This is a genomic window from Psychrobacter sp. T6-6 (genome assembly GCF_052258185.1).
Taxonomy (GTDB): domain Bacteria; phylum Pseudomonadota; class Gammaproteobacteria; order Pseudomonadales; family Moraxellaceae; genus Psychrobacter.
On sequence record NZ_JBQQEX010000001.1, the window covers coordinates 676,941 to 702,893 of the forward strand.

A 25,953-nucleotide genomic window follows, 5' to 3' on the forward strand; every position below is an offset into this window, starting at 1 on the left:
CTATATTTGTATGTCTGAGAGTTTGTCTATCTGATAGATTCTTTATACATGACTTTCATACCCAGTATATAAAACACATGGATAATAATTTAATTATCGTAGCTGTCCATGTAACTATCCATAGCTTTTAAGTCCTGTAGATGTTGCGTCTCTATTTGCGCCATTAACATATCTAGACGCTGCTCGATATTGTCCAACATTTTTTGTAGCAATTTATTGGCTTCTATTCTTTTTTCATCACTTGCGTGGTCAGTACCTATATTGGCATTCATTAAATGGTGATGACTGGCCAGCATTTCAGGTAGCCGAGTTTGCAGTAGTTTGTTCAGCACAAATTGCTGCTCAGTCGTTACTGGTGCTTTGTTCTTCACTGATTGTGACTTCTGATATCTTTGATAGTAAGTGACTTTGTTATCTATACTCTGTAGTTGTCTTAGCTGCTGATCAGGTAGGCTTTTTAGATGCTTTTTATTTAGGCTTAGCTGTTGCCAACTTGTTGTAGCTGGTGATAATGTGGCATTACTATCTTGATATGTGAGCACACCTGGTGTGATACCAACCGCCTTATGTAGCGCGTGCCAGCCTTTTTTGCCCAGATACAAGGCAGCGGCTGTTGCTACGATGCCAGTCCCTATTAATATACTCATATACACTCGCTACTTATTACTCAATTCTGTATATCCCTACTCATCATCATTTACAGCTTGATATTGTCTACCGTTTCGCTTGTCTCAACGGTATTCTTTGATCCAGGATTTTTTAATATAGGAGATTGGATTGTTTCTGTATTTTCATCCAGCTCACTCAATGACTGCATCGTTGAGTGAGCATTTGGATTATCAAAGCGCATCTGCAAATAGCGATTGGTCGCGAGTAGTTTTTGTCCATCTTGATGGTACGACGCGTTTAGCAGATCATCAAACTGAACATCAATGGTTTTGAGTACGTCTAGCAAGGCTTGTTTACCAGTAACATCTGAGTGCTTAATTTTGGTAGTATCAGCGCGCGCGCGGTCTGCCCCATCTAAATCATGCAAGCGGCGATAGTCTACGACTGCTTGCGGGATATGTCTGTCCATCAGATTCTGAATCATGATATAGGTTTCATTGATGGTGTCTTTATCGTCTATTTTTCCGTCGTTATTGGTATCGCCATAAATCAAACGCAACTTTTTGCCCTTTTGATTGATTTGATCAAGGGCTGCTTTGACATCAACTGGCAAGCTTTTTTCTGGAATATATCCCAATTGCGGCATCGCCGTATATTCGAGCATTTTGGGCGCTGTGACTTTTTTGATACCGCGATATCCTAGATATAACCCAGCGGCTGGTAGCACCCCGTATAGTACAAACATTACTAGCATGGCAGTCACTTGGGTCATCAGATTATCCTTATGGTTCGGCAGAATGGTGTAGTAAATTTTTATTATGTTAGCCCATACGCTCAGCTAAGTAGCTTCAATATAGCCAGTCATATATAGGGTACTGCTTTTATTAAACAAAAAAATAAGGCTCTGTTAAAGCCCTATATTGTTATGTACTGAGTCGATTGTGTTTATAAGTTATGACTTGCTCACAGCAAACAAGAAAACCATTAGCTTTGCGTACGGCTCTTGACATAACGATGTGTCGAGGCAAGACGGTTCAACACCGTTTGATGCAGCTCATCTAACAACTCATCAAGCTCGTAATCAATCTCTAAAAACAAATCGGTCAACATATCACCGGCAGTCATTTTACCTTGTGCCATGTTGTTCTTGGTACGATGAGGACTAAACCGTTGTAGCTGCTCATAATGGTATAGTGCTTCAGGGATACTTTCGGATACGAGCTTGTCGATGACGAACTGGCGCTCATTATGTTGCTGCTGCTGTTGTTCGTTCAGCTCGCTACTCCACTCGCGATAGCGCTTTAGCTTACCATTGATACGGTCTAGTATCGCAACGGCTTCTATAGGCATGGCATTTAGGGTGGCCTCATCGACCACGTCAATAAGCTCAGTCATAATCGGACAACGTCCATGTTTGAGATACCACAAAGTATCTGGGTCAAAAGGCGGTCTGTTGGTTGGGCGCATTTGAGCATGATTGGCTAAATACCGATCAGTCAAAGGCGTTGCTGAGTGAATATCACTGACTTGCGCTAAAGCATGACATATACGATCTACCCGCTCAGGCGGTGTCAGCGCGGTACGTTCATGGCTTGCAGTACGTTCGGGGTTTAATGGAGTGCCGTTATTATTGTACTCATCGCTAGTATGATTGACATCCTCTACATGATGACTGGCCCCTAACTGCTGCACGTTTTTGGCAGCGAGCGTTGGCAAATCATCTTGAGCTTGCCCAAATGTCTTTAGCATTCTTGTCAAACTGACTACCATGACGCGCTCTGCCCCTCATCTAATACATGCCTATTGTGCCTGTATTGCATACCTTCATTCAATAGCGTATCTTAACAGGTTTTTGCTGACCTGCCAGTACGCAAAGTGTCAACATTCTTACTCTCTGCACCGATGCTCTAAACGCTAAGCACCTTATTGTTATGAATGCTCCCGATTATATTTCTGGATTTTTACTCGGCCTATCACTTATCTTGGCAATTGGCTCTCAAAACGCGTTTGTACTCAAGCAAGGCATTAAACGTGAACATATCTTTTTTATCTGCCTGTTCTGCGCCATTAGTGATGCGCTACTGATCTCAGCAGGCGTCGCTGGTTTTGGTGCGGTAACGGCTCGCTATCCACATGCTGTCGATATAGCCAGACTGGCGGGCGCACTGTTTTTGCTGGTTTATGGCTTACAGAGCTTATATGCCAGTGTTAAACGATCACATGCCATGACAGTCGATGGTCAAGTGGTGACCAGCTTAAAAAAAGCACTGCTTTTCTGCTTTGGTTTCACTTGGCTAAATCCCCATGTCTACTTAGATACATTGGTGCTCGTTGGGATGGTTTCAACAGGTGCAAGTAGCAAGATTATTTTTGCCGCAGGAGCGGTTAGTGCATCGTTCTTTTTCTTCTTTGCACTTGGTTATGGCGCACGTTTGCTGAGACCTCTATTTGCAAAGCCAAAAGCGTGGAATATACTCGATGCATTGGTAGGACTATTGATGTTGTATTTGGCGTGGCATTTGTATCAGAGCTAAATACAGGCTAGGCGTTAGATATGGAATAAGAGATTGAGAGGTCGTTGTCTCTATTTGATACGACCTCTTAATTCAATTGTTGCGATTTTATATAGTGAAGATTATAAAGACTAGAGTTGTAGTTGCTAGAATCATAATTGTTATCAGAGATAAAATAGATAGCCTACATCAAAGCAGGAAACAGAGTACGTAGTCCATTAACGATAATTTCGATAGAAACAGCCGCTAGTAGCATGCCCATGATTCGGCTCATAATATTTAGACCGGTATCACCCAACAAGCGGCTGATACGACCTGCTGCCATCAGTGCCAAATAACAAAATAGACTGATGAATAAGCCAGCAATCAATATAGCAGACACCTGCAATACGCCTGAGACTTGTGAAGAGTAAATAATAACCGTAGAGATACCACCAGGTCCAATCATCATCGGTATCGCCAGTGGTACAACGGCAGCTGCCATAGAAACGGGCGCATCCTTCACATGATCAACATCGAAGTTTTCTTGATCAGGTTTTACGGGGTTACCCTCTCCGTTCATCATATTTAGGGCAATCAAAAACACCAATATGCCGCCCGCCAATTGGAACGAGCCGATAGAAATACCAAGGGTTTTTAGTAAGGTCTCACCTGCAAGCGTGAAAAAGCTGATGGTGATAAAAATAGTCAAACAAGCAACGCGCGCAACTTTGCGGCGGTTGTTCATTGAATAGCCGCGAGTCAAATCCAAAAATAACGTCAATGCGCTAAATGGATTGATCAACACCATAAAAGCTAGGATTATCTTGATAATTTCAGTATTCACTGAGCGCTCGCTTGTCTATTGATACCACTTGTGCAAAAAGATAAGGCCATCGTGCGAGTGCAACGATGACCAATAGGCAGATACAAACGGCATTGTAACATAGGCAGATAAGCGAATTAAATCATTAACTTTGCTCGATTACATGCTTGCTTTATGTTATTAAACAGTTTGTATCTACAGAGCGATATCACTAGTAGACAATCTATCTCCTACAATTCGCTAAGCGTTTGTATTATGCGCTAAAATCCAAGCCAATATCCAAAGCCGTAGTACTGTGTGTCAGATAACCCATCGCAATAAAGTCGACGCCTGTACTTGCGGCTGCCTCTACAGTCTCAGGCGTAATACCACCTGATGCTTCAGTCTTTGCACGTCCTTTGCACATATCCACTGCTTGCGATAGCGTTTCAGGCGACATATTGTCTAGTAGCACCAAGCTCACACCGGCATATAGTGCCTGCTCTAACTGCTCCAATGTATCTACTTCAACTTCAATGGGAGTCAGATGCCCAGCAAAGTCTTGTGCCTGCTGAATGGCAGTTTTAATATCGCCTGCAATAGCGATATGATTGTCCTTGATTAAAATAGCATCATCCAACCCTAGGCGATGATTGCGACCACCGCCGCAGCGTACGGCGTATTTTTGGACAATGCGTAGACCTGGAATGGTCTTGCGTGTACAAGTAATCTGCGCCGGATATTGTGCCACGCTATCGACAATTTGACGGGTCGCTGTTGCAATACCACTAAGATGCGTCATAAAGTTCAATGCCGTACGCTCAGCGGTGAGCAAATGACGCGCATTACCGCGTACCGTTGCTAGTACTGTACCAGCGGCGACGGTTTCGCCATCATGGACGTGTGCTACAAACTCAATCTGCATATCGACTGCTGCAAAAGACAAGCGAGCCAAATCCATACCACATATTACACCTGCCTGCCGCGCTTTGATCTGTAGCTTCGCTTGCATATCAGCTGGAATAGTCGCTTGTGACGTGACATCGCCGCGTCTCCCCAAATCCTCAGTCAAAGCATTTTTGACTAATGGCGTGAGCAATACTTCATCTAATGCTGGTTCTTTTTCAATTGTCATTTTTGACCCTCATATAGCCATGATAGTAATGAAAACTGCTAAGCATTTAAACTCAAAATGAGCATAAATATAACGCAAAGCTGACCAACTGGCAAGGATATGTGACAAACTTATCGGTTCATCAAAAATTTTCAGAGTAAAATTGAACACCTTTCAAATTGAGCATATGCTCTAAGCTATTTACGCTTGGGAAGTTTACTATCCATCAATAGACTCTGTAACTCGATATCATGGCGGAAGCAATAGAGTTTGGCAGGGCGACCACGCTGCGCGCTACTACTCTCCCCTGTCTCCATCACTAAGTTCTGTGAATCTAGCAATCGACGGAAATTTTGTTTATGCAAACGCATGCCTGATAAGGCCTCAACGCTCTGCTGTAATTGCGATAAGGTAAATACATCTGGCATTAAACCAAAAATAAGTGGTCGGTATTCAATCTTAGCACGCAGTCTGGAGATTGCAGTGGCGATGACACGGCGATGATCATAGTACATGGGCACACCGATACGCTTTGACCAATCCTCTGGCAGCACAACTGCTTGATAATTGGGTGGGTAATTGGGCGCTTCGGGTATTAGACCTACCTCGTAGAGCATCTCATAACGTAGCAGCACATGCTCTGCAATCCACTCTCGCTGCTCATGGGCCTCATCATTTACTGCTTGGGTATTCATCAACTCACCCCCTGCCAAAAACGACTCGCTTAGCCCCCAACATAGTCCAATACGCTGACGTCGACGCTCTCGAACATTTAAGTCTTCAGCGGTATTGGCCCATTCCAAAAGCACAGGCACGATAAAATCCATGATAATGCTTGGCATACCGTCTAGGTGATTCTCCCATGGGAAATAATCATGCCAGTCTCGCCATAACGCTTGGCTTTGCAGCTCTTGCGTCTGTGTCTCTTGTACCAGACCTAAGTAGCTGACATAGACAAGCGCATGGCCGTCGACATTACGTCTATTGGTATCGACAAAGGTATATAGCTGCTCTAAATACCCAAGCGGCTGCTGTGTCTGCTCTTCCACCCACTGACGTACGCCCGCCTGTAACGAGCGGTGTAGCGGCATAAGAGGACCGTTTGGCAATAGCTTGCCTTGATCAACGGTCAGGACACGAGCGATATGATCAGTAATAGCAACCAACACGGCGACGACTTCTGTCGTGCCGCTACCTTGCTGATGCGCATGTGAATAAGACAACGTCATAATGTTTAGGACTACCTTTTTTCTGAACTGCGGCGAGTAGACTACCAATAATAAGAATCTCTTACGCCTCAGTATAACGCGGATCCAGAATATTATAGCGTGAAACTGACACTATCATAGACCGCCGTTGTAAACATAATGCATCAGCATCGTTTGATAAAAATCACCAAAATATATGAATTAGGAGCGCCTAAACAGCTTATGTATATCCATCCGTATACAAAAAACACTTGTAATTATGCTCAAAATGAGCATAATTAAGTTAACTCAATTATTTTTAATTATAAATTATCTGAATTTTTGACACATACATTTATCATTATCGTACCAATAGAGGTCGCCATTATGAAAATTTACCCTTACGACGCACCCATTATGAGTACCGACAACCGTATCGCTACTCAGATGAGCATCGAATATGCTAAAGCTAAGATGCCAGCAGATTTGCCTCGTGCTGAACGCCTTGTGGTCGAAGAAAACATTAAAAAATTATTGAAAAATAACAATGCTGTATTAGTCGCACACTACTACGTTGATCCTTTTATCCAAGACTTAGCATTGGCGACGGGTGGTTGTGTCGGTGACTCACTTGAGATGGCACGTTTTGGACAAGCCCATAGCGCCCAGACCTTGGTCGTCGCTGGAGTGCGCTTTATGGGCGAATCGGCAAAGATATTAAGTATGGAAAAAACGGTGCTTATGCCAGATCTAGAGGCGGAATGCTCTCTAGATTTGGGCTGTCCTGCTGATGAGTTTTCGGCATTTTGTGACGCGCATCCTGAGCGTACGGTCGTTGTCTATGCCAATACCAGTGCCGCGGTGAAAGCAAGAGCTGACTGGGTAGTGACCTCATCTGTGGGTATCGAAATTATCCGTCATCTGCATGCGCAAGGTGAGCCCATCATTTGGGGACCTGACCGGCATTTGGGCAAATACATTGCTCGAGAGACGGGCGCAGATATGTTGCTGTGGCAGGGTTCTTGCCTTGTACACAATGAATTTAAAGCTACCGAGCTTGAGCAATTAAAAGCAGAGCATCCAGAGGCCAAAGTACTGGTTCATCCTGAGTCACCTGATAGCGTGGTTGCACTCGCTGACGTGGTAGGCTCAACCAGTAAATTGTTAAAGTCAACTTACGAGATGGACGCTGATACCTTTATCGTTGCCACTGACTTAGGCATATTGCATGAAATGCAAAAACGCTCACCAAACAAACGCTTTTTGGCAGCGCCTACTGCTGGTGAGAGCGCCAGCTGTAAGAGCTGTGCGTTTTGTCCTTGGATGGCGATGAATGGTCTAAAAGGTATCGAACAATGCTTAACAAATAACAGCGGTGAGGTGTTGATGACACCTGAGCTGGCAATCGCCGCCAAAAAACCTTTGCAGCGTATGCTTGATTTTGCTGAAGCACAAAAACAAAACGTCGCTGCCAGTGGCGACATTGTCAAAGACCGTACACTGTTCGCTAATGTTGGAGCAGCATAATATGAATAAGCAGCACTCAGCCAACCATGCCAGCACTATTAAACCTGATAATAATGGGAGTAACAGTAATATGAACACGATTGTAAAAACTGACGTCCTTGTTATTGGTGCTGGATTGGCAGGTTTGAGCACTGCACTATCCCTACCTACATCACTGCATGTTACCGTTTTGAGTAAAGCAGCGCTTGAGGTTTGCTCAAGTCACTATGCTCAAGGTGGTATTGCCGCCAGCTTAGACAAGGATGACTCTGTCAGTGACCATATCGCCGATACCTTAGTGGCTGGTGCAGGACTGTGCACGGCTGACAATACTGCCAGCATTTTGGGTGCTGGACAGCAGGCGGTTCAGTGGTTATGCGCGCAAGGCGTGCCTTTTACTCAGAACTCATCTAAAGCTTCGGATAACATAAACGCGCAGGACTTCTCTCAGTTACAGACCAGCGAGTTGCATTTAACAAAAGAAGGCGGGCATGGCTGTAGACGCGTCGCCCATGCAGATGATGCGACTGGCAGGCACGTGATGGACACCTTGATCCTAAAAGCACAGTCTGCGACCAATATTACTATATTGCCTTATCACGAGGCTCTAGAGTTACTCACATCGCCTATAGCTGATACTCAATACCTCGGTGGCTATGGTGCCAAGCACTGCCAAGGCGCACTTGTATTCGATCATAAACAGGCGCTTCAACTTACCTTTCAAAGTCGTACAGTCGTACTAGCCAGCGGTGGACTAGGTCAACTGTTTAAGCGGGCAAGCGCACCCAATGTCTGTGTCGGCGATGGCGTGATGATGGCGTGGCAAGCGGGCTGCCGTTTGGCGAATTTGGAGTTCATCCAGTTTCATCCAACTGGATTAGCACTGGGCGACAGTAGCTTTTTGATATCTGAAGCACTACGAGGAGAAGGTGGACGATTATACTGTCCGCAAACAGGCGTGCGTTTTATGCTGGATATAGACGCACGGGCGGAGTTAGCACCGCGAGACATCGTTGCTCGCGCGATAGCCACGCAGATTGATAGCAATGGACTTGGTTATGTACATCTTGATGTCAGTCACTTGCCCGCAGACTTCGTAAAAGCACATTTCCCGCAGATTTATAAGACCCTGCTGGCACATGGTATCGATATGACTACCGACCCTATCCCAGTTGCGCCAACGGCACATTATAGCTGTGGCGGTGTGGTGACTGATGCCAAAGGGTTAACGGATTTGCCAGGACTTTATGCGGCTGGTGAGGTGGCTTATACAGGACTGCATGGCGCCAACCGTTTGGCAAGCAACTCCCTACTAGAGTGTGTGGTAGTTGGCCGTAATATCGCAGCCAACCTACCGCATTATCTAGAGCGTTTAGACAACTTGCAGAACCTAGAAGACTTAACAAAAATGGCTACGTTCGATCGCGCATCATGTGATGAGTTAACACAATCATACCTTAGTGCATGGTCAGCGCCAGTGCTTAGGGATACGCAGTCTGTGATGCTGCCGGCATCTGTATCATCAGCATATCACTATGAGCTTACCCATGAATCGCTCACCCCTGATATTCACACTGATATTGCAACCATAACTACAGCATTAAAAACGCTGATGACTGCTAATATGGGTATCACTCGCAGCGCCGAGCAATTAGAGCAAGCGTTGCAACAAATACAAGAGTGGCAACATTGGAGTACAAAGTCAAAGGTGAGCCAGCTTGGCACAAATAATGCGAGTAGCCCTACTACTGCCAATGAGTTGTCATACTTTCAACTAGAAAGACAACTCACATTAGCAACCTTAATTATCCAGTCGGCCTATCAGCGCTTTGAGAGTCGCGGTGGTCATTACAGACAGGACTATCCAAACCTAGCGACTGCCCCTCTTACTAGCGTTGTGGAGCCACAGCATGACCTAGCTTATGATCAATTCAGTTATTTTGCGGGATCCACGCAGCCTCTTAAAAGCGATAACTGCCTGCCAGAGCATAGCTTGCCCAAACACTGTCTGCCTGAAAAAAGTCACGTGCTAGTAGAAATCGATTAAGCCAGTCCAAAAGACCATACTGAAAGGTATGGTCAATATGATTTTAGGGATGTATTTTCAGCATTATTTCGGTGTTATGGTACAATCGCAAGCTTGTCAAAAACACCCTGTTAAAATGCTGCGAGTTCCCTACAATGCAAAGCTTGATTACCCTCGTTTTGGTATTGATGCCAATGTTTATTGGCTTTGCCATTCCTGCCAACCCAACTCTGACCAGACTTGCCGATATGGGCTTGTCTTATTTGGTATATCTCATCTTGGCACTGATCGGCGTTGAACTGTCGCAGGTAGAAGGCTTAGGCAATCAAGTTGGCGAAATTGCCCTATATGTTACTGTTCTATCAATACTCACAATTGGTACGGGGCTTTTCGCACTGATGGTGTTTGACCATATACGACCGTGGCAGGCCAAAAAACCAAGCGTCAAATCTAAAGAACATCGTGTCAGTATTCGGGGCAGCCTATTACAGGTCGTCTGCGTGGTGATTGGGATGGTGATTGGCTTTTTCTTACCTGCTGATTATATGCCACCTGAAAACTCTATGACCGTCATGCTGATGATTTTGATTTTGTTGGTCGGTATTGGCTTAAAAGGCTCAGGCATTACCTTAAAAGAAGTCATGCTCAACAAACGCGGCGTCGAGATGAGCATTATCTTTACGCTGTCGGTGTTGGTTGGTGGGCTTGTGTTTGCCTTACTATTCACAGATGTGTCATGGACGAAAGGCTTGGCAATGGCGTCAGGGTTCGGTTGGTATTCGTTATCAGCGATTGTCATGACCGATGCTTACGGCGCGGTATGGGGCAGTGTCGCGCTATTTAATGATTTGGTACGCGAGTTCTTTGCGCTGCTATTCATTCCTGTATTTATGCGCAAATATCCTTCTGCTGCGGTAGGTCTCGGCGGTGCGACCAGCTTAGATTTTACCTTGCCTATTATTCAGCAATCTGGTGGTCTAAAGGTTGTACCACTGGCAATCAGTTTTGGCTTTTTGATTAATATTATCTCGCCCGTATTGATGGTGTTCTTTTCAGCGTTGGGATAGTTACTCATAATCAATTCTTATTCAAACGGATCACAATGTTTTGCGTATTTCCCATACTTTCTCTGATAAGAGATATAGTCTAAGTTCTTTAAGTCACTTACTTCACTACTTGCCATTAAAGCTACGCGGCGCTGTTTTGATTCAATATTTTTTAGATTGAGCGCTTTAAAATTAGGATCTATATAAGCGTTGTCGTTAACTAATAATTTATTTGAGCAGTCATAAGTATGGATACGCGCAGTAGCAATACCATGTTCTAATACCAACATATTTTTGACGATAAGCGCCCGATGACGAGGTAAGGACTCAAATCCAAAGTTTGCTAAAACATCCTCATCTATTTCACTTGATGCAACATGACCAAAAATAAACACTGTTGCTTCTGGATACTCACTGAGTTTTTCTTCAATTTTTCCAAACTCAATATCATAAATATTAGGTAACTGGCTGCTCATAGATGGAAAAAATCCACTAAACTCCATTTCAAGTGCTTCACCTCCCTCAATTACTACTGTACAACCTTTCACATCGACTACCGTATGTTTTGACGTTTCAGGACACTCGTCTATATCATCAAGTACGCCATCCCCATCTGAATCCGGGATGTCTGGTACTAACGTAATAGGCGGTTCTTCAATACTTTGATTGAGCGCAGTGCTTTTTAACGGCGTCTGACAACCTGTCAGTATCAATACACTTATCAAACCTGTCGCTATCATCGATAATTTAATATTCATACCTTACTCATCCCTAAGTCAAATCCTAAACCCCACTCGCCTGCTTCGCAAACAAGCGCATCAATGGCTTGATTTTGCCGACGCGGTACATGCCTTCATTACGGATCTGCTGTACAGGGCGCACTTGGGCAAGCGACCCTGCAAACAACCAGTTGAGTGCCGAGAAGCTATGCATCATCAGGCTATTATGCGGACGACGCGAACGTTCATAATGACGCAGTGTTTGGTTGCTGCCCCACAGCGTGCCACCACTACGGGTAAAGTCATGCGCTAGCTGCTCACACAATACTTTTACATCGAGCATACCGAGGTTCAACCCTTGGCCTGCCAGTGGATGTACGCCATGAGCGGCATCGCCAATGAGTACCAAGTTATCAGCCACATAACTCTTTGCTTGCTGTGCTGCTAAAGGAAAACTAGCAATGGACTCAATCTGCGTGATAGCACCCAGCTCGTAATGGCTCGCAGCCGCAAGTTTGTCCGCGATAAAGCGGTCGTCTTCTGCTATCAATGCCAATGCCTGATTGCGCGGCAATGTCCATACGATCGATTGCCAATGTTGCGGGTTTGATTTATCAGTCTCAGTGATATCCGCTAACGGCAAGAGCGCTAGCGTGCCAGTCGGCAACATGGCTTGACGAGCAGTCGCTTGATGTGGCTTTTCGGTCTGAATCGCACAGCAAATCGCGGTTTGATTATAATCAAGCGTATCGACCCCAATCCCTGCTTGCTGGCGGACAAATGAGCCACGCCCATCAGCCCCAACCAAGAGACGCGCATCAATCGCTGTACCATTATCTAACGTCACACGGTAGCCTTGCTGCGCACCTAGCCAGTCCATATTGACAACTTTGTGCCCAGCGATAACCGTCAGATACTCGCTGATATCCGCTTCATGCAAACGCTGCCATAAGGCGTGTTCAATAACCGCGGGCTCCACCATACTACCGAGTATCTCAGGCGCAGCGCTTTGGTCATGGCTATTACCAAATAATAGCTCGCCCATGCCGTTGAGTTGCCATACCTGCATCTGTGAGTAATCCGCTTTACGCTTGGAGATGGCAATGTGTTGCCACGCGCCAATCTCTTTGAGCAGGTTAATACTCGCCAGACTGAGCGCATAGACACGCGCGTCACGTTTGCTCAGCACCGCTTGCCACGCTGACTCATCGCGCGCAGGACAGGCATCAACCAAGGTCACTGGCATTTTATCCTGTGCTAGCTTTAGCGCAAGCGTCGCGCCAACGATACCGCCACCGATAATTAGGGTATGATTGTTTCTCATAAGGTGTCTCTCAATATTGCTCGATATTAGAATGCTTATTATCAGTCTCAATTACATATAGTTGATTCAGTTCAAAAGAGAGACAAGGCAACCGAGTGCAGATGTATAGGCAATACTTCAAGCGAGGTTAACGCTGTCACTCTTTTAAAGAGGATTAACTATAGCGCTATGACTTTAAACCCATCGCGTAGGTCGCAATCAATGGCTTGATATTTGGCAATTTATCAAAGGCCAACAATGCCATATTTCGTGCCAGCTTAATAGCTAAATTGGGATGGGTAAAGCCATGTACTACGGCATCACAAAAGCGAATCACTCGTTTTTGATCGGTCTGACGTGCTTTTTCATAACGCTGTAGTAATTGTGCATTACCGATGTCTTCGCCTTTGAGCACTTGTGAACTCATCATTTGCGCCAATACATGGGCATCTCGCATACACAAATTGAACCCTTGACCCGCGACAGGATGCAAAGTGTGAGCGGCATTGCCCATAATCACGCAGCGACCCTCGACTTGCTTGTCTGCTAATACGCGAGACAATGGATACGCGCCGCGGCGACCAGCAGCGACAAACGTGCCCGCGCGCTGCCCAAATGCCTGCTGTAACGTCTGCAAGAAATGCGCATCGTCTTCTAGATATTTGTTTTCTTCGCCTGTTGGACATACCCATACCACAGATCGTCTATAGCCTTGTTGATATCCGTCATTGCCATCGCCCTCTGGATCCGTCAGCGGCAGTACAGCCAGTGGACCTGCTGGGCTAAAACGCTCAATTGCGACATGCTCGTGCGGCTTATCCGTCTCTACCACGCCAACGATAGCCGTTTGCTGATAGTCATAGGTCGTGGTGCCAATATTCAATAGTGGACGTACCGTAGAATCTCGTCCATCACAAGCGACTAATACGCTGGCTTGTAGTTGCTGCTCGTGTTCCGCATTGCTTTCATCACTAAAGCTCAGCGTCACACCATCTACTTGTTGGGTTACTGCATTGACACTGGCATTATCAATCAAAGTAACGAGTGGCGACTGCTGCGCGGCTAATAAAAGCTTACGTCCAAGCCACGCGTTCTCAATCACTTGTCCAAAAGACTCTACTTTCTCTTCCGCTTTATTCAGCTGCGCGCGACCAAAGCTACCTTGCTCACTAATTTGCACGCTATCAATTCGGCACGCATGGCTTTGCAGGTCATCCCACAGTCCAATCTCTTGATAGATCTGTACCGTGCGTCGTGACAACGCTGTATTGCGACTGTCCAAATAATGACTGCGCGTACGGTCATCGGTCGGACTGATCGTTGGATAGCAGTTTTTTTCTAGTAATGTGCTAGCGATGCCGTGATTCGCCAATAGTAAGGCAAAGGACAGACCCACGTGACCGCCACCAACGATAAGCACTTGCTGCTCGGTAATTGCCTTCTTGTTATTAGACCCGTTTTTAGAATTAGATAAATGTGAATCAGTCTCTTGCATCGTTATTGTTCCTATTATAATTTTTGAGCTTGCCTATCTTTAGTGATTGATAGCCGTTTTATTGGATAACCTTTATCTGATAAAGGCCGCTTTTGACTCAATCGTAAAGCGCTGTAATATCGTTCATAGATTACCACAGATTCTTTATTATGCCGTGAGCTAAACCGTAGACAAATCGTTTATCTACTCCCCTCAAGCACAAGGTTTATAATCACAAAAAAAAGATCCATAAAGCCAAAGAAACCTAGATTAATCTGTACTTTGGTTCAACCTAAAACAGTTGATAAAGGTTGCCTGTACCGATATTGCAATCCACATACAAAAACAACGCTATCTACTCAATGTATGGCTTGAATTTTAAAAATTCTCTACCATAATGAAGGCAAGACTTTTATTTATTATTTTCCACAACATCAATAACAAAATTACCGTTACCCTGACCATCTAAAAACCATTTGTCATTTGAAACACTTATCACTTAAAACACAACAACGCTACTAACTATTTTATCTCTGAAACCCGTGACGCATGCAACGCTAGACTATAGCGCCGGGCACACAATACAAGGATAATCGCTTGACTGATACCATGAGCCGCCGTATAAAGTTTGAATCTCTAACGCCAGCACAGCTCAAAACCGTGCTAGGTGAATACAATAACCACATGAAATATATTCAAGAACGCCTCGATATCAAAATCATGCAACGCCAAGGTGATTTTTGTTTGAGTGGCGATGTGACCGCTGTTGAACGCGGTGAGCGTATCATCTACAAAATGGTAGATGAAGCCCAAAACACTAAAGATATCAGCGCAGAAGAGCTGCACCTGATGATCCAATCGAGCATCTCACGCGATGAAGATATGGATAATGAGGACGATGATAATGATATCGAAGATGGAGACGATTTAGATGAGGCAAGCGAGTTTACGCCCATCAGCTTACGCACACGTAAAGGCCGTATCATTCCGCGCGGTGGCAACCAGCAGCGCTATGTAAAAAACGTCTTGAGCTCTGATGTGTCGTTCGGTATCGGGCCTGCTGGTACTGGTAAGACCTATCTTGCGGTCGCTTGTGCGGTGGATATGATTGAGCGCAACGAGATCGAGCGTATCTTGCTCGTACGCCCAGCCGTAGAAGCCGGTGAAAAATTGGGTTTCTTGCCAGGTGATTTGACGCAAAAGATTGATCCGTATTTGCGCCCGTTATATGACGCGCTTTATGAGATGATAGGTTTTGAGAAAGTCGGTAAAATGATCGAGCGTCAAATTATCGAGATCGCGCCGCTCGCCTATATGCGTGGTCGTACGCTCAATAACTCATTTGTCATTTTGGATGAAGCACAGAACACAACGCCTGAACAGATGAAAATGTTTTTGACGCGTCTCGGCTTTGGCTCACGTGCGGTGATTACTGGTGACATCACTCAGGTCGATTTGCCACGCGGTCATAAATCAGGTTTGGCACAAGCGATGGATATCTTAAAAGACATCGAAGAGATTCATATCACCAAGTTTGACTCAAAAGATGTAGTACGCCATCAGTTGGTACAACAGATCGTTGAAGCTTATGACGTGTTCGATGAAGAGCAAATGGCTCTAGAAGAAAAGCGTAAGTTTGAACGCATTAAAGAGCAAGAGCGTAGACAAGCTGTGGCTAACGTGGCTGCCAAACTATAAAGATATTTTTCAAAAGCTTGTTTTGAACAAAGACCGGATTACTCAGGGTAGTCCGGTTTTTTCTTACCATGCATTACTTAATTTTGTATAGGTTTAGCCTGCTCTAAATGTAGTCTCACTTTTTAACCATTGCCTGCTCACAACTTAGCGGTAGTCGCCTTCATGGTGTGGTCAATAATAAGCCAATTAGATGAGTGAAGCACTAACTAACGCGTCTCTCTAGCAATATTGCTATTTCAGATGCCACTATCTTGAATAGCACTATCTTGAATAGCACTATATTTAAAATATCGTCTAAAATATAGTGCAGCTGTTTACATGCGACCATATACAATAAAAAGGATAATGATATGAGCCAATATGACAATACTAATATTGATGGTGCCAATGTTGATAACATCTATATCGATGATACTGATATTGCTAGTAATGCTATGAGTCATGATGCGGAACTCGCAGCACTTGATATCAATGCAGCCGATAGCATCAGTGATGAGGTATTGGATACGTTTTATGATCGTACTCATTTACTGTCTGTGATGAAAGCAGCTTTGGATTATATCGATGAGCGTGTCGGTAAAGGTCTGACGTTACCTTATTTTTCGGATATAGATACCGAGCTGTGGCAAGAAAAATCTAAAGCATTGGACTTATATATTACTGATGATATTGAGGGACGCGCTCTAAATTTAGAAGCACGTGGTAAAGACTACGCGACCAATATTTTGTCTTATCCAAGTGAGTTGCCTGCTGCTATTATACAATTAATGCCAACGTTGCCTCTTGGTGAGCTTATTATCTGTCATGAAGTAATGGTGCGTGAGGCGCAAGAGCAAGACAAAACCCTAGCACAGCACATTAGCCATCTATTGGTGCACGGTATGCTGCATTTACTAGGGTTTGATCATGAGCTTGGACAAGCTGAGCAAGAGGAGATGGAATACTTTGAAATTGAGATTTTGGCAAGTCTAAACCTTCCAAATCCTTATATCTAACACAGCTGTTTTTATCAATTAGTCTTTAGCCAATGGTAGCTTCTGTGCTTGACCCATTTGATTGATCATATGATCCAAACCTTTGACATGGACGCTACGCTGCGGGAATGGAATTTCAATCTTCTCATCATCTAGTGCGTGCTTGAATTGTTCAAGCAATTGGCACTGCATCGACCACCAGTCATCGTTGGTGGTCCAGACGTTCAGTGTCAAATCAACTGAGTTGTCGCCTAGATTGGTCACTCGTACAATGGGCTCAGGGTCGGTAAAAGACAGCGGGTTGTTTCTGGCTAGGCTTAGCATCAGATCTTTGGCTGTTTTGATATCAGCATCATAGCCAATACCAACTGTGATATCGACACGGCGATTGGGCAATGCAGTATAGTTCACTACTGGTGATGTTGTGATGTCACTATTTGGGATAATGATATCGTGATTATTGATCGTCGTTAGATGAGTATTGACCAAGCTAATCTCTGTCACTGTACCCGTATAGCTACTGATCTGCACATAATCACCGCGCACAAACGGGCGAAACGTCACAATCATAATCCCAGCAGCGAAGTTTGACAGCTGATCCTTTAATGACAGACCAACGGCAACCGCAGCACCACCCAAAATAGCAACGACCGATGTGGTTTGCACGCCAACTTTGCTGAGGGCAGCTAAGACCACCACGACTAGTAGCAAACCGTATAGAAGACGACTTAAAAAGCTGGCGACCGTCGCGTCCAGATGGCTGCGCGCCATTAGACGATCAGAAAACGCGACTGCCTTTTTGGCAAGCCAACGTCCCACAATGAATATAATTATTGCTAAAGCAACCTTAATGACAATTTCTAAGGCATGGCTGGTGAGTTCGGCAATATCTATGGTAAAACCTAAAAATTCCATACTGACTCTTTATTTTATAGCGGTGTGTTATAAGTTTGGGTATTTGTTACTGGCAATAATCTTATTTGCAATGATCATCGTTAAACGGTGATTTTGGTCAAACAATGATTTTCGCCAAGCAGTGATTTCTACCAAAATAGTATGACGCATTCATTGCTATTTTATGTTCGCTTATCGTGTTACTTACTTTCTCTAGCCTTAGTACGTGACGTCTACTGTGTCGCTATAGCGATAAGTACGTATCAGGCGCAGCTCAACGATATCACGCATATCTTTGGTAAATGGTCCAAAGGGTGCTGCCTGCCTGACTGATTGCTTGGCCGCTTCATCCAGTATCGTCGAGTTTGAGCTTTCAAGAAGGCGAATAGCCTTAATATTGCCATTGCTACTGATGATAACCATCAGCCGTACTTCGCCTGTGATACCTTGCGCCCGCGCTTGCACAGGATAATGCAAGTTACCGACGCGCTCGACGTGTTCACGAAAAGTATTGATATAATCTGCTGCCGCCCCGCGCGTGGTCGAATTACTATCCATCGTCACCACTTTGGATTTGGTCGCATAGACTTGCTGACGCTGAGACAACTGTGCCTCCAAGGTAGCAATTTGCTTACGCAGACGCTCCTCTTGTGCCATTAGGTCGTCTTGTGCTTGTTTACTGTCATTATCCGACTCTACGCTCGCCTGCCGCCAACTCAACGTGGTGCGCAGATAGCTCTCTTGATAGCGCTGCTGTCGTACTTGACGCTGTAAATTAATGACGTCTTGCGTCTCGCTCATTTGCGCAGCAGATAATGGGCTTATTTGGTCGTTCTCTTGTCTAAGCTGCTCTTCTACGGTGCCACCCCCTACTTGTGAGGCATTGGCAATAAATTGAGCGTCTTCATTTGGTTGCATATTATCGGTCAATGCCTTTGCGACATCTTGCATCATTGCTGCAGGGTCTTTACCCATTGAAAAGCTGATACCAAAAATAATCAACACGTGTATAGCGACCGCAATAACGACTGCCACAGGTAAGCTCACATCACGCTTTGGAGGTTGCGCTGAAAAATGATAGCTTTGTGAGTCTTTGATATAGGCCACAGTAGGTCTCAGCTTATGAATGCCGCGTATCAGCAACCGCACTTCGCAATGAGTACGATACGAGCACTATAACGACAGGCACGATATATGTTGGCGCTATCATAACATGACTTGACATACTCCCACCACTTTCGCGAAGCTCAAGTGGGGGATTCTAAAAGCAGATGCTCTTAGGCGACCTTCTCACGAAAATCGCAAGTTTTCTGTTTCAACGGGCGACCTTTACTGCATCCTCCCTCCGCAGACAATACGGCATGTCCTGCCGCTAATATATTACGAGCCGCATTAATATCTGCGTTCGCAACATACCTACATTTGACGCACTCAAATTTAGACTGAGTTTGTCTGTTTTCCTTGGCGATATGCTTGCATTTAAAACAGGTCTGACTGGTGTAGCGTGGATTTACCTTAATCAGTAAGCCGCCTTGCCATTGCTGCTTGTACTCAAGCATATTGACCATCATGCCCCAGCCTTGATCTAGGATGGATTTATTCAATCCTGACTTGGCTTTGACCTGACGACCTTTATTCTCCACCGTACCACTAGCTGATCTCGACATATTGGCTACTTTTAAGTCCTCACAAGCGATCATGGCGTGGTTTTTGCTGATGCGGGTAGTGATTTTATGCAAGTAGTCATGGCGAATATTGGCAATGTGGCTGTGGAGCTTTTGAATCTTGCGGTTTTGCTTTTTCCAGTTCTCACTGAATTTTACTTTCTTTGCCAGTCCTCGTTGCAATTTGGCAAGTTTGAGTTGATTAGTTTTAAAACTGTTTTTCGGTTTGATGACATCACCATTTGAAGTGATCAGTAGTTTGCTGATACCCATATCCAGGCCAATGGCGCTTTTAGAGGGGTGACGAGGGTTCTCAGTCAGTTTGCGCTCTGTGCCAAACGACACGTACCAGTGCCCTGACTTTTTGCTGATGGTGACGTTTTTAATCGTGCCAATAATGTCTTGCGATTTCCTAAACGTCACTAGGCCCACACCATTAGGCAGTTTTACTCGATTGCCCTCAACACGGCAGTATTTGTCAAACTGCACCAAGCGAATTGAGTCGCAGCCATCGGATTTGCGCTTAAATTGTGGCATCAATGGTCGTCGTTGAATCTCTGTGCCATCCGCCAGTTTAAAAAACTTGGGTTTTCTTGGTTTCTTTTTATTTTCTTTTAATCTGGCATGTGCTTTAGGATCAAAGAAACGCGACCAAGCCGATGCCAGATCACGTACTTTTTGTTGTAAAGAGACGGCATTAGAATGGGTTTTTAAGAACTCGAAATCAGGATTATTCTTTAGATCCATGATTTTATTAACAAGGTTGGTGGCATTGATAAACTCATCTTCAGCAAACATCTCAAATGAGATCGCTAGCATTTGATTCCAGACAAAACGTGCAGAACCGACAAGATTATTTAAAATAATCTCCTGCTCTGCATTAGGCTCAAGCCTAAATTTATACGCTTTGTTGATTTTCATAATACCAATTCATTTTATTTATTTTAATGTCAGTTGTGCAATTTATTATAGCTTATTTCAGTATATAATTTTTATGCATATATAATAAACACTAAGCGAAACTCACCTACACCCTAATGCCGGGTGGAGTCCTTTTTCGCTTTTTTTATAGAATTATGTCGCTAGCTTAACCATCACTGGTATTTCTTTGACCTTATCATTTGATACTATTGTCATTGGATACCGTTCTCACTGAATACTGTCAGTTCAAGCAATAAGCCATATTAATTTCAATAATAATCACACTCTCAAAGTCATGATAAAACAGATATAAGGCTTGTGATATCAAATGAATTGTCATAAAACGCATGTGTCCATTTTGAAGCCACTGTATTTGTTATATACTGTTTTAGCACTGTGACGCTAAGCACCCTATTATTCGGTGCAAAATCATTGTCTACTGGTATCTGATACAAGGTTTTTGTTTATACCTGATACCAGTACGCTGTGTACCAACCATCGAATGATAAGCCCTATAATTGTAAGGATAATAAGTTTGAGTGACTTTGATAACGTAAACAATTCAGACAATTTTGACGAGTTCTTTGAGAATATCGGCTATCGTTTTGACGAGTCACTCGGCAACGGTTGGGATCGCATTGCCCAGTCGGTTCGAGACATCTATAACAGAACCACAGAAAAGCTCGAAGACGAGATATCCTTACCCATCGCACAAACCTACGTCAATGATGCGCTACAAAGTTTTGTGACTGACAATGTAAAAGCGATACTAGAGCTACGTGTTGAGATGCATAATGACTGGTTTCGTCTTTACTGTACGGTTGATGCAGGCGGTATATATGCTGAGATCGCCAGTAACTTTAGCTTGATCCATGTACAGCTTGATCGCAACGTTCAGCGCTTTGTATTTGGTCAACAAACCTATACCGACATACTGAACCTACGCTGTGAGTCTTTTATCAAACGCCAAGGCGTCAAGCTTGCTATCTGGTTTTATCATAGTGTCCTCAAAAAAGACCCGCTGGGCTTTATCCTTTCTTACGTCAATATCGCGCGACCAAAAGACGAGGTCATTTACCTCGATATCAATCGCTGGCTAAAAAACAACAAAAAGATCATGGGTGCTTTGTACAAGGTGCAGGTAAATTACGGTAAGCTCGAAGAAGATCAGATGGTTTTGAAAGCTCAAATCAACTATCGTGACCTGCTAGCCTCAACAAACAACGAAGATATTATCGGTGATGATGACGAGCCTCAAATCATGCAAGGCCCGATAAATCCTATAGACGATGCGACGGAACCTAGCCAAGAATAGTAGGCTAAAGGTAAGATCTCAATACATAAAAAAAACGCTGTATCTAAGGGCTAACAACCTTGAAGATACAGCGTTTTTTTGTGGGAAGGACTACCAGTAGTTTTCGACAGCGATATTGCCTTCTCCGCGCCGATTCATCACCAGTCCTAATGTCTTTAATGTCTCCTTGGTATCTTCTACCATATCTGGGTTTCCGCATAGCATGACATGAGTCGTATCAATATCTAAATCGATCCCTGCACTCGCTTGTAACGTACCCTCTAACAATAACTTAGGCAAACGCTCTGACAGTGCCCCTTCGACAGGCTCTCTTGTGACAATAGGGATAAAGATAAGTTTTGCTGGGTTATCAACTAGCGTGCCAAAGTCTTCTTGCAAACGCTCAATCTGCTCAACGTAAGCAAGCTCCTCTATAGAACGTGCGCTATAAGCCAGTACGATATGCTCGTAGTCTTCCCACGTCTTTAGATCTTGTAGCATCGATAAAAATGGCGCAAGGCCCGTACCTGTGGCAAGTAACCATAAATCCTTTGGTAAAGGTTTTTGATAACGTGCTAACGTCAAAAACCCAAATGGCATGGTGTTAAGCAAGAGCTCATCGCCTACTTGTAAATGCTGCAACTGCGATGTAAAGGCACCATCAGGTATCACAATAGAGAAAAACTCTAGTACCTCATCAAACGGCGAAGACACAATCGAATATGCACGGAATATATCTTCATTCAATGCCGCATCGGTAGCAGCATCCTTTGCGTCATTCTGCTCTTGGTAATATTTTAGTTGACTAGGATTGACCCCTAAGCGTACAAACTGCCCTGCTGTGAACTTAAAACTTTCAGGACGGCTGACGGTAAAACTAAATAGATTGGGCGTCCAGGTAGTCTTACTAAGTACCGTTACCGTTTGAATATTATCACTCATAATTATTCGTCACTCATACTTTGTTAAGCTGTATTTTTATCAGAGACCCTCGCCAGGTAAGTAACAGCAAGCGAAGGCAGGCAAAAAAAGATGCGCCAAGCTTATCATAAAGCGGGCGCATCTTGGTTTTTTAACCGTAACAGTAGATAAGGTTATCTACTGTTCAATCTTGATACTACCAAATACGAGCCAAGCTTGCCCACTCAATCATGCTGTTCGGCAAGATACCAAAGAACAGAATAATCGCTGTCACTGCAATGACCATGATACCACCGGTACGAATACCCCATTGTCCAGAGACATCAAACTCAATGAACTGCTTAGGACGTTTGAACAGCGTGAGTAAAACGCGCAAGTAGTAGAATAGACCAATCGCACTACCCAAAATAATCATCGCAGCCAAGAACCAATTGGTTCCTTGTACAGCAGCCAAGATAGCAAATAGCTTGGTGATAAAGCCTGCCGTTAGTGGAATACCAGCCAATGACAACATCATGATAGTCATCACAGCAGTCAGTACTGGACGACGCCAGAATAACCCCTGATAATGAGTCAGCTCGTCAGCTTCACCAGATAAGCGGTATGGACTCGACATCAACGTCACAACACCAAAGGCACCAATAGAGGTAAAGGCATAAACTGCCATATACATACTAGAGATACTATCAGCAGCTGAGCCAATACTGACGATAACGATCATCACGTAACCCATATGGGCAATAGAAGAATAACCGAGCAGACGCTTGAGACTGGTTTGACGTACTGCCAGTAGGTTACCTACTAAAATAGACAAGGTAGCCATTACCATTAGTAGCATTTGTACTGATGGTAGTGCTAATAATGCCGTATCGATCAAGAAGCGAACCGCTAGCGCCATCATGGCAACTTTTGATACAGATGCTAGGAAAGTAGCGATAGGTGCTGGCGCCCCTTCATACACATCGGGTGTCCACATGTGAAAGGGAGCTGCAGAGAGCTTAAACGCGATACCAAACATCATCATCGCCGCGCCCAATATCAATAGTGGCGACTCAAATAAATTACCCAGTACCATGTTGATTGGTTTAAATGCCAGCGAGCCTACTTCTGCATAGATAAAGGCCATACCCATCAGCAGCGTCGCTGATGCGGTCGCCGATAGCACCAAATATTTCAGTCCTGACTCAAGCGACTGGTTACGCATATACGTGTAAGCCAGCATCCCATATAGCGGTACTGATAGCATCTCTAGACTCATAAAGAACGATGCCATGTGCTGCGCGCTTACCATTAGTAGTGCACCAGTGGTCGCTAGCAACATGAGCAAGTACAGCTCTTCTTTATTGTCTTTGAGGTTGGCGAGGTATGCATACGATAACGTACAGCAAGCCAAGGCACAGACAAAAATCACTACCATATTAAACTGAGCGAAGTTATCAATAACAAATAACTGCTCAGCATTTGGCGCAATAGCACCGCTCTCGATCAGACCAGCCATTTGCCCTAATAAGGTAAATAGACCGATGTTTAAACCGACCACCGTAATCGTACCAGTGACCATATGAGAGCGTTTAACAGTGAGGGCAATCATCACCACGAGTACCGTAATGACCACGGCAATGATCGGCGCGTAAGGCAATAATCCTATCAAATCATTTATCTTAATCTCATTCATGACTTAACGTGCCTCCATTACATCAAGCAATTGCGATGCATCTACCTGCGTCACTTGACTGTATATATATGCGTTGTTGATCCACTGCATCGCATGACTTGACGTATCAAGGAATGGCTGTGGATATAGTCCAAGCCATACCAGACCAGCCGCCAGCATTAGTAGTAGTGACAACTCACGTTTGCCAAGATCTTTTAGTTTACGAACAGGTAGACCATGTGACTTGGTTTCTCGCTCTGCCAATGCGGCGATGTTGTTTTCACCAAATAAAGCGCGATGAATCAAAATAAGTGAGTACAGACCCGCTAATACCAAGCTGAATGTTGCAAACACCACAAACACAGGGTACTGAGCAAATGAGCCAAATAAAATCATGAACTCGCCAATGAAATTACCTGTCCCTGGAATACCCAATAACGCAGCGCAGAAGAACATCAGGATCGGTGCGTAGTAACGGAACTGACCCCACATACCACCCATCAATGTCAAATCACGAGTATGCAGACGCTCGTATAGCTGTCCTGCCATAATGAATAATGCCGCTGAGCTAAGACCGTGCGCGAGCATCTGAATCATCAGACCTTGTAAGCTGAGTAACGTGCCTGCATAAATTGCTAGTACCACAAAACCCATGTGCGAGATACTGGTATACGCGAGCAAACGCTTCATATCGGTCTGCATAAAGGCGAGCCACGCGCCATAGAAGATACCGATCGTACCCAAGGTAATTGCTATCGGTGCAAACTCTTGTGACGCTACTGGAAATAATGGCAACACAAAACGAATCAAACCATACGCAGCAGTTTTAATCAAAACACCTGCCAAATCTACTGAACCAGCTGTTGGCGCCTGCGCATGCGCATCGGGTAACCAACCGTGGAAAGGAATAATTGGCAGCTTCACCGCAAAGCCGATAAAGAAGCACAGCATGATTGGGTATTCCCAGCCGCCAAGAGACGTACCGAGCAAATCATTATAGTTAAAGCTCACTACCCCTTTTTGGGCGTAGCTGATAATGACCAATACCAAAATACCGATGAGCATGATAAGCCCAGACGCTTGGGTATAGATAAAGAACTTGGTAGCCGCATATTCTTTGGTTTTGCCAACCACATCATGACCCCAAATCGCGATCAAGAAGTAGATCGGAACCAGCATCATCTCCCAAAAGAAGAAGAATAAGAATAGGTCAATGGCTAAGAAAACACCAATAACGCCGCCCAAACTCCATAGCAAGTTCAGGTGGAAAAAGCCAACGCGGCGTTGAATCTCATTCCACGAACAAGCAACGGCTGCCACACCAAGCAACCCTGTTAAGGCCACCATCATCAATGACAAACCATCTAATGCTAAATGGAAACTAATACCAAAGCTTGGTATCCATGGCACACTGAACTCAGCGACCCAAGGCACCGCCGCATCTGGTGCAATGACCTGCTTGCTCATACCGCTAAAATCGCCCTGCTGCCAAAGTACCAATGACAACGCAAAGGTCAATGTCATACCAATTAAGGCAATCCAGCGCGGCAGACGTTTATTAAATCGCTCTACCAACCAGCATAGCAACCCTGCAATAAAGGGAATTGCGATTAATGCTGGTAGCATCCACGTTTGTTGTAACTCAATCATCT

Annotated in this window: 22 protein-coding genes; 7 read left to right on the top strand and 15 right to left on the bottom strand. The window is 44.5% G+C overall.

Annotation, left to right across the window (positions count from 1 at the left end; all coding sequences use genetic code 11):
- Positions 1-89 precede the first annotated feature (89 nt).
- The 3 genes from ACTXGL_RS02910 to ACTXGL_RS02920 form a co-directional block, all read right to left on the bottom strand.
- Positions 90-647: a hypothetical protein gene (locus tag ACTXGL_RS02910; RefSeq protein WP_443524741.1), complete on the bottom strand. Its 558-nt coding sequence runs from the start codon at positions 645-647 to the stop codon at positions 90-92.
- Positions 648-697: 50 nt separating this feature from the next.
- On the bottom strand, positions 698-1,381 hold the full coding sequence (locus tag ACTXGL_RS02915; RefSeq protein WP_443524743.1) for a hypothetical protein: 684 nt from the start codon (positions 1,379-1,381) through the stop codon (positions 698-700).
- A 212-nt stretch (positions 1,382-1,593) separates the two neighbouring features.
- Positions 1,594-2,358, bottom strand: coding sequence for a hypothetical protein (locus ACTXGL_RS02920; RefSeq protein WP_443524744.1), 765 nt, complete (start codon positions 2,356-2,358; stop codon positions 1,594-1,596).
- A gap of 182 nt (positions 2,359-2,540) precedes the next feature.
- On the opposite strand from ACTXGL_RS02920, the gene ACTXGL_RS02925 reads away from it, so the two are divergent.
- A complete protein-coding gene (locus ACTXGL_RS02925; protein ID WP_443524746.1) occupies positions 2,541-3,143 on the top strand; it encodes a LysE/ArgO family amino acid transporter in 603 nt (200 codons plus the stop codon).
- A gap of 163 nt (positions 3,144-3,306) precedes the next feature.
- Here the strand turns inward: ACTXGL_RS02925 and ACTXGL_RS02930 are convergent, their stop codons facing one another.
- From ACTXGL_RS02930 to ACTXGL_RS02940, 3 genes are all read right to left on the bottom strand, one after another.
- Entirely contained in the window at positions 3,307-3,948 is a 642-nt protein-coding gene (locus tag ACTXGL_RS02930; protein ID WP_319049933.1) for a MarC family protein, read from the bottom strand.
- A 232-nt stretch (positions 3,949-4,180) separates the two neighbouring features.
- Positions 4,181-5,041, bottom strand: coding sequence for a carboxylating nicotinate-nucleotide diphosphorylase (nadC, locus tag ACTXGL_RS02935; protein ID WP_443524747.1), 861 nt, complete (start codon positions 5,039-5,041; stop codon positions 4,181-4,183).
- A gap of 176 nt (positions 5,042-5,217) precedes the next feature.
- Positions 5,218-6,249, bottom strand: a complete 1,032-nt coding sequence (locus ACTXGL_RS02940) for an NUDIX hydrolase (protein WP_443524749.1) — start codon at positions 6,247-6,249, stop codon at positions 5,218-5,220.
- 345 nt (positions 6,250-6,594) lie between these two features.
- Between ACTXGL_RS02940 and nadA the strand changes: the two genes are divergently transcribed.
- The 3 genes from nadA (at position 6,595) to ACTXGL_RS02955 (ending at position 10,806) form a co-directional block, all read left to right on the top strand.
- Positions 6,595-7,734, top strand: coding sequence for a quinolinate synthase NadA (nadA, locus tag ACTXGL_RS02945; RefSeq protein ID WP_443524750.1), 1,140 nt, complete (start codon positions 6,595-6,597; stop codon positions 7,732-7,734).
- 1 nt (position 7,735) lies between these two features.
- Entirely contained in the window at positions 7,736-9,760 is a 2,025-nt protein-coding gene (nadB, locus tag ACTXGL_RS02950; RefSeq protein ID WP_443524752.1) for an L-aspartate oxidase, read from the top strand.
- Positions 9,761-9,894: 134 nt separating this feature from the next.
- The gene (locus ACTXGL_RS02955) at positions 9,895-10,806 is read left to right on the top strand and encodes a LysO family transporter (RefSeq protein ID WP_443524754.1); all 912 of its coding nucleotides are present in this window, start codon (positions 9,895-9,897) and stop codon (positions 10,804-10,806) included.
- Between the two features lie 17 nt (positions 10,807-10,823).
- On the opposite strand, the gene ACTXGL_RS02960 is transcribed toward ACTXGL_RS02955, so the two are convergent.
- The 3 genes from ACTXGL_RS02960 to ACTXGL_RS02970 form a co-directional block, all read right to left on the bottom strand.
- Positions 10,824-11,543 (bottom strand): hypothetical protein, encoded by a 720-nt coding sequence (locus tag ACTXGL_RS02960; protein WP_443524755.1) that lies wholly within the window; start codon positions 11,541-11,543, stop codon positions 10,824-10,826.
- Between the two features lie 25 nt (positions 11,544-11,568).
- Positions 11,569-12,828: an FAD-dependent monooxygenase gene (locus ACTXGL_RS02965; protein WP_443524756.1), complete on the bottom strand. Its 1,260-nt coding sequence runs from the start codon at positions 12,826-12,828 to the stop codon at positions 11,569-11,571.
- A gap of 166 nt (positions 12,829-12,994) precedes the next feature.
- Positions 12,995-14,302, bottom strand: a complete 1,308-nt coding sequence (locus tag ACTXGL_RS02970) for a UbiH/UbiF/VisC/COQ6 family ubiquinone biosynthesis hydroxylase (RefSeq protein WP_443524757.1) — start codon at positions 14,300-14,302, stop codon at positions 12,995-12,997.
- A gap of 588 nt (positions 14,303-14,890) precedes the next feature.
- Between ACTXGL_RS02970 and ACTXGL_RS02975 the strand changes: the two genes are divergently transcribed.
- Both ACTXGL_RS02975 and ybeY read left to right on the top strand, forming a co-directional pair.
- Positions 14,891-15,979, top strand: coding sequence for a PhoH family protein (locus ACTXGL_RS02975; protein ID WP_443524845.1), 1,089 nt, complete (start codon positions 14,891-14,893; stop codon positions 15,977-15,979).
- A gap of 350 nt (positions 15,980-16,329) precedes the next feature.
- Positions 16,330-16,974, top strand: a complete 645-nt coding sequence (gene ybeY, locus ACTXGL_RS02980; protein ID WP_443524759.1) for an rRNA maturation RNase YbeY — start codon at positions 16,330-16,332, stop codon at positions 16,972-16,974.
- Between the two features lie 18 nt (positions 16,975-16,992).
- On the opposite strand, the gene ACTXGL_RS02985 is transcribed toward ybeY, so the two are convergent.
- From ACTXGL_RS02985 to ACTXGL_RS02995, 3 genes are all read right to left on the bottom strand, one after another.
- Positions 16,993-17,868 carry a mechanosensitive ion channel family protein gene (locus ACTXGL_RS02985; RefSeq protein WP_443524761.1) on the bottom strand — a complete coding sequence of 292 codons (876 nt, stop codon included), beginning with the start codon at positions 17,866-17,868 and terminating at the stop codon, positions 16,993-16,995.
- A gap of 198 nt (positions 17,869-18,066) precedes the next feature.
- Positions 18,067-18,954 (bottom strand): energy transducer TonB, encoded by an 888-nt coding sequence (locus tag ACTXGL_RS02990; protein ID WP_443524762.1) that lies wholly within the window; start codon positions 18,952-18,954, stop codon positions 18,067-18,069.
- A 170-nt stretch (positions 18,955-19,124) separates the two neighbouring features.
- Positions 19,125-20,432 carry an RNA-guided endonuclease InsQ/TnpB family protein gene (locus ACTXGL_RS02995; protein ID WP_443524763.1) on the bottom strand — a complete coding sequence of 436 codons (1,308 nt, stop codon included), beginning with the start codon at positions 20,430-20,432 and terminating at the stop codon, positions 19,125-19,127.
- Between the two features lie 535 nt (positions 20,433-20,967).
- On the opposite strand from ACTXGL_RS02995, the gene ACTXGL_RS03000 reads away from it, so the two are divergent.
- Complete coding sequence (locus ACTXGL_RS03000) at positions 20,968-21,747, top strand: hypothetical protein (protein ID WP_443524765.1); 780 nt, start codon at positions 20,968-20,970, stop codon at positions 21,745-21,747.
- A gap of 90 nt (positions 21,748-21,837) precedes the next feature.
- Here the strand turns inward: ACTXGL_RS03000 and ACTXGL_RS03005 are convergent, their stop codons facing one another.
- From ACTXGL_RS03005 to nuoM, 3 genes are all read right to left on the bottom strand, one after another.
- Positions 21,838-22,668, bottom strand: coding sequence for a ferredoxin--NADP reductase (locus ACTXGL_RS03005; protein ID WP_443524767.1), 831 nt, complete (start codon positions 22,666-22,668; stop codon positions 21,838-21,840).
- Positions 22,669-22,843: 175 nt separating this feature from the next.
- On the bottom strand, positions 22,844-24,322 hold the full coding sequence (locus ACTXGL_RS03010) for an NADH-quinone oxidoreductase subunit N (RefSeq protein WP_443524768.1): 1,479 nt from the start codon (positions 24,320-24,322) through the stop codon (positions 22,844-22,846).
- 3 nt (positions 24,323-24,325) lie between these two features.
- Positions 24,326-25,951, bottom strand: coding sequence for an NADH-quinone oxidoreductase subunit M (nuoM, locus tag ACTXGL_RS03015; RefSeq protein WP_319049918.1), 1,626 nt, complete (start codon positions 25,949-25,951; stop codon positions 24,326-24,328).
- Between the last annotated feature and the right edge of the window lie 2 nt (positions 25,952-25,953).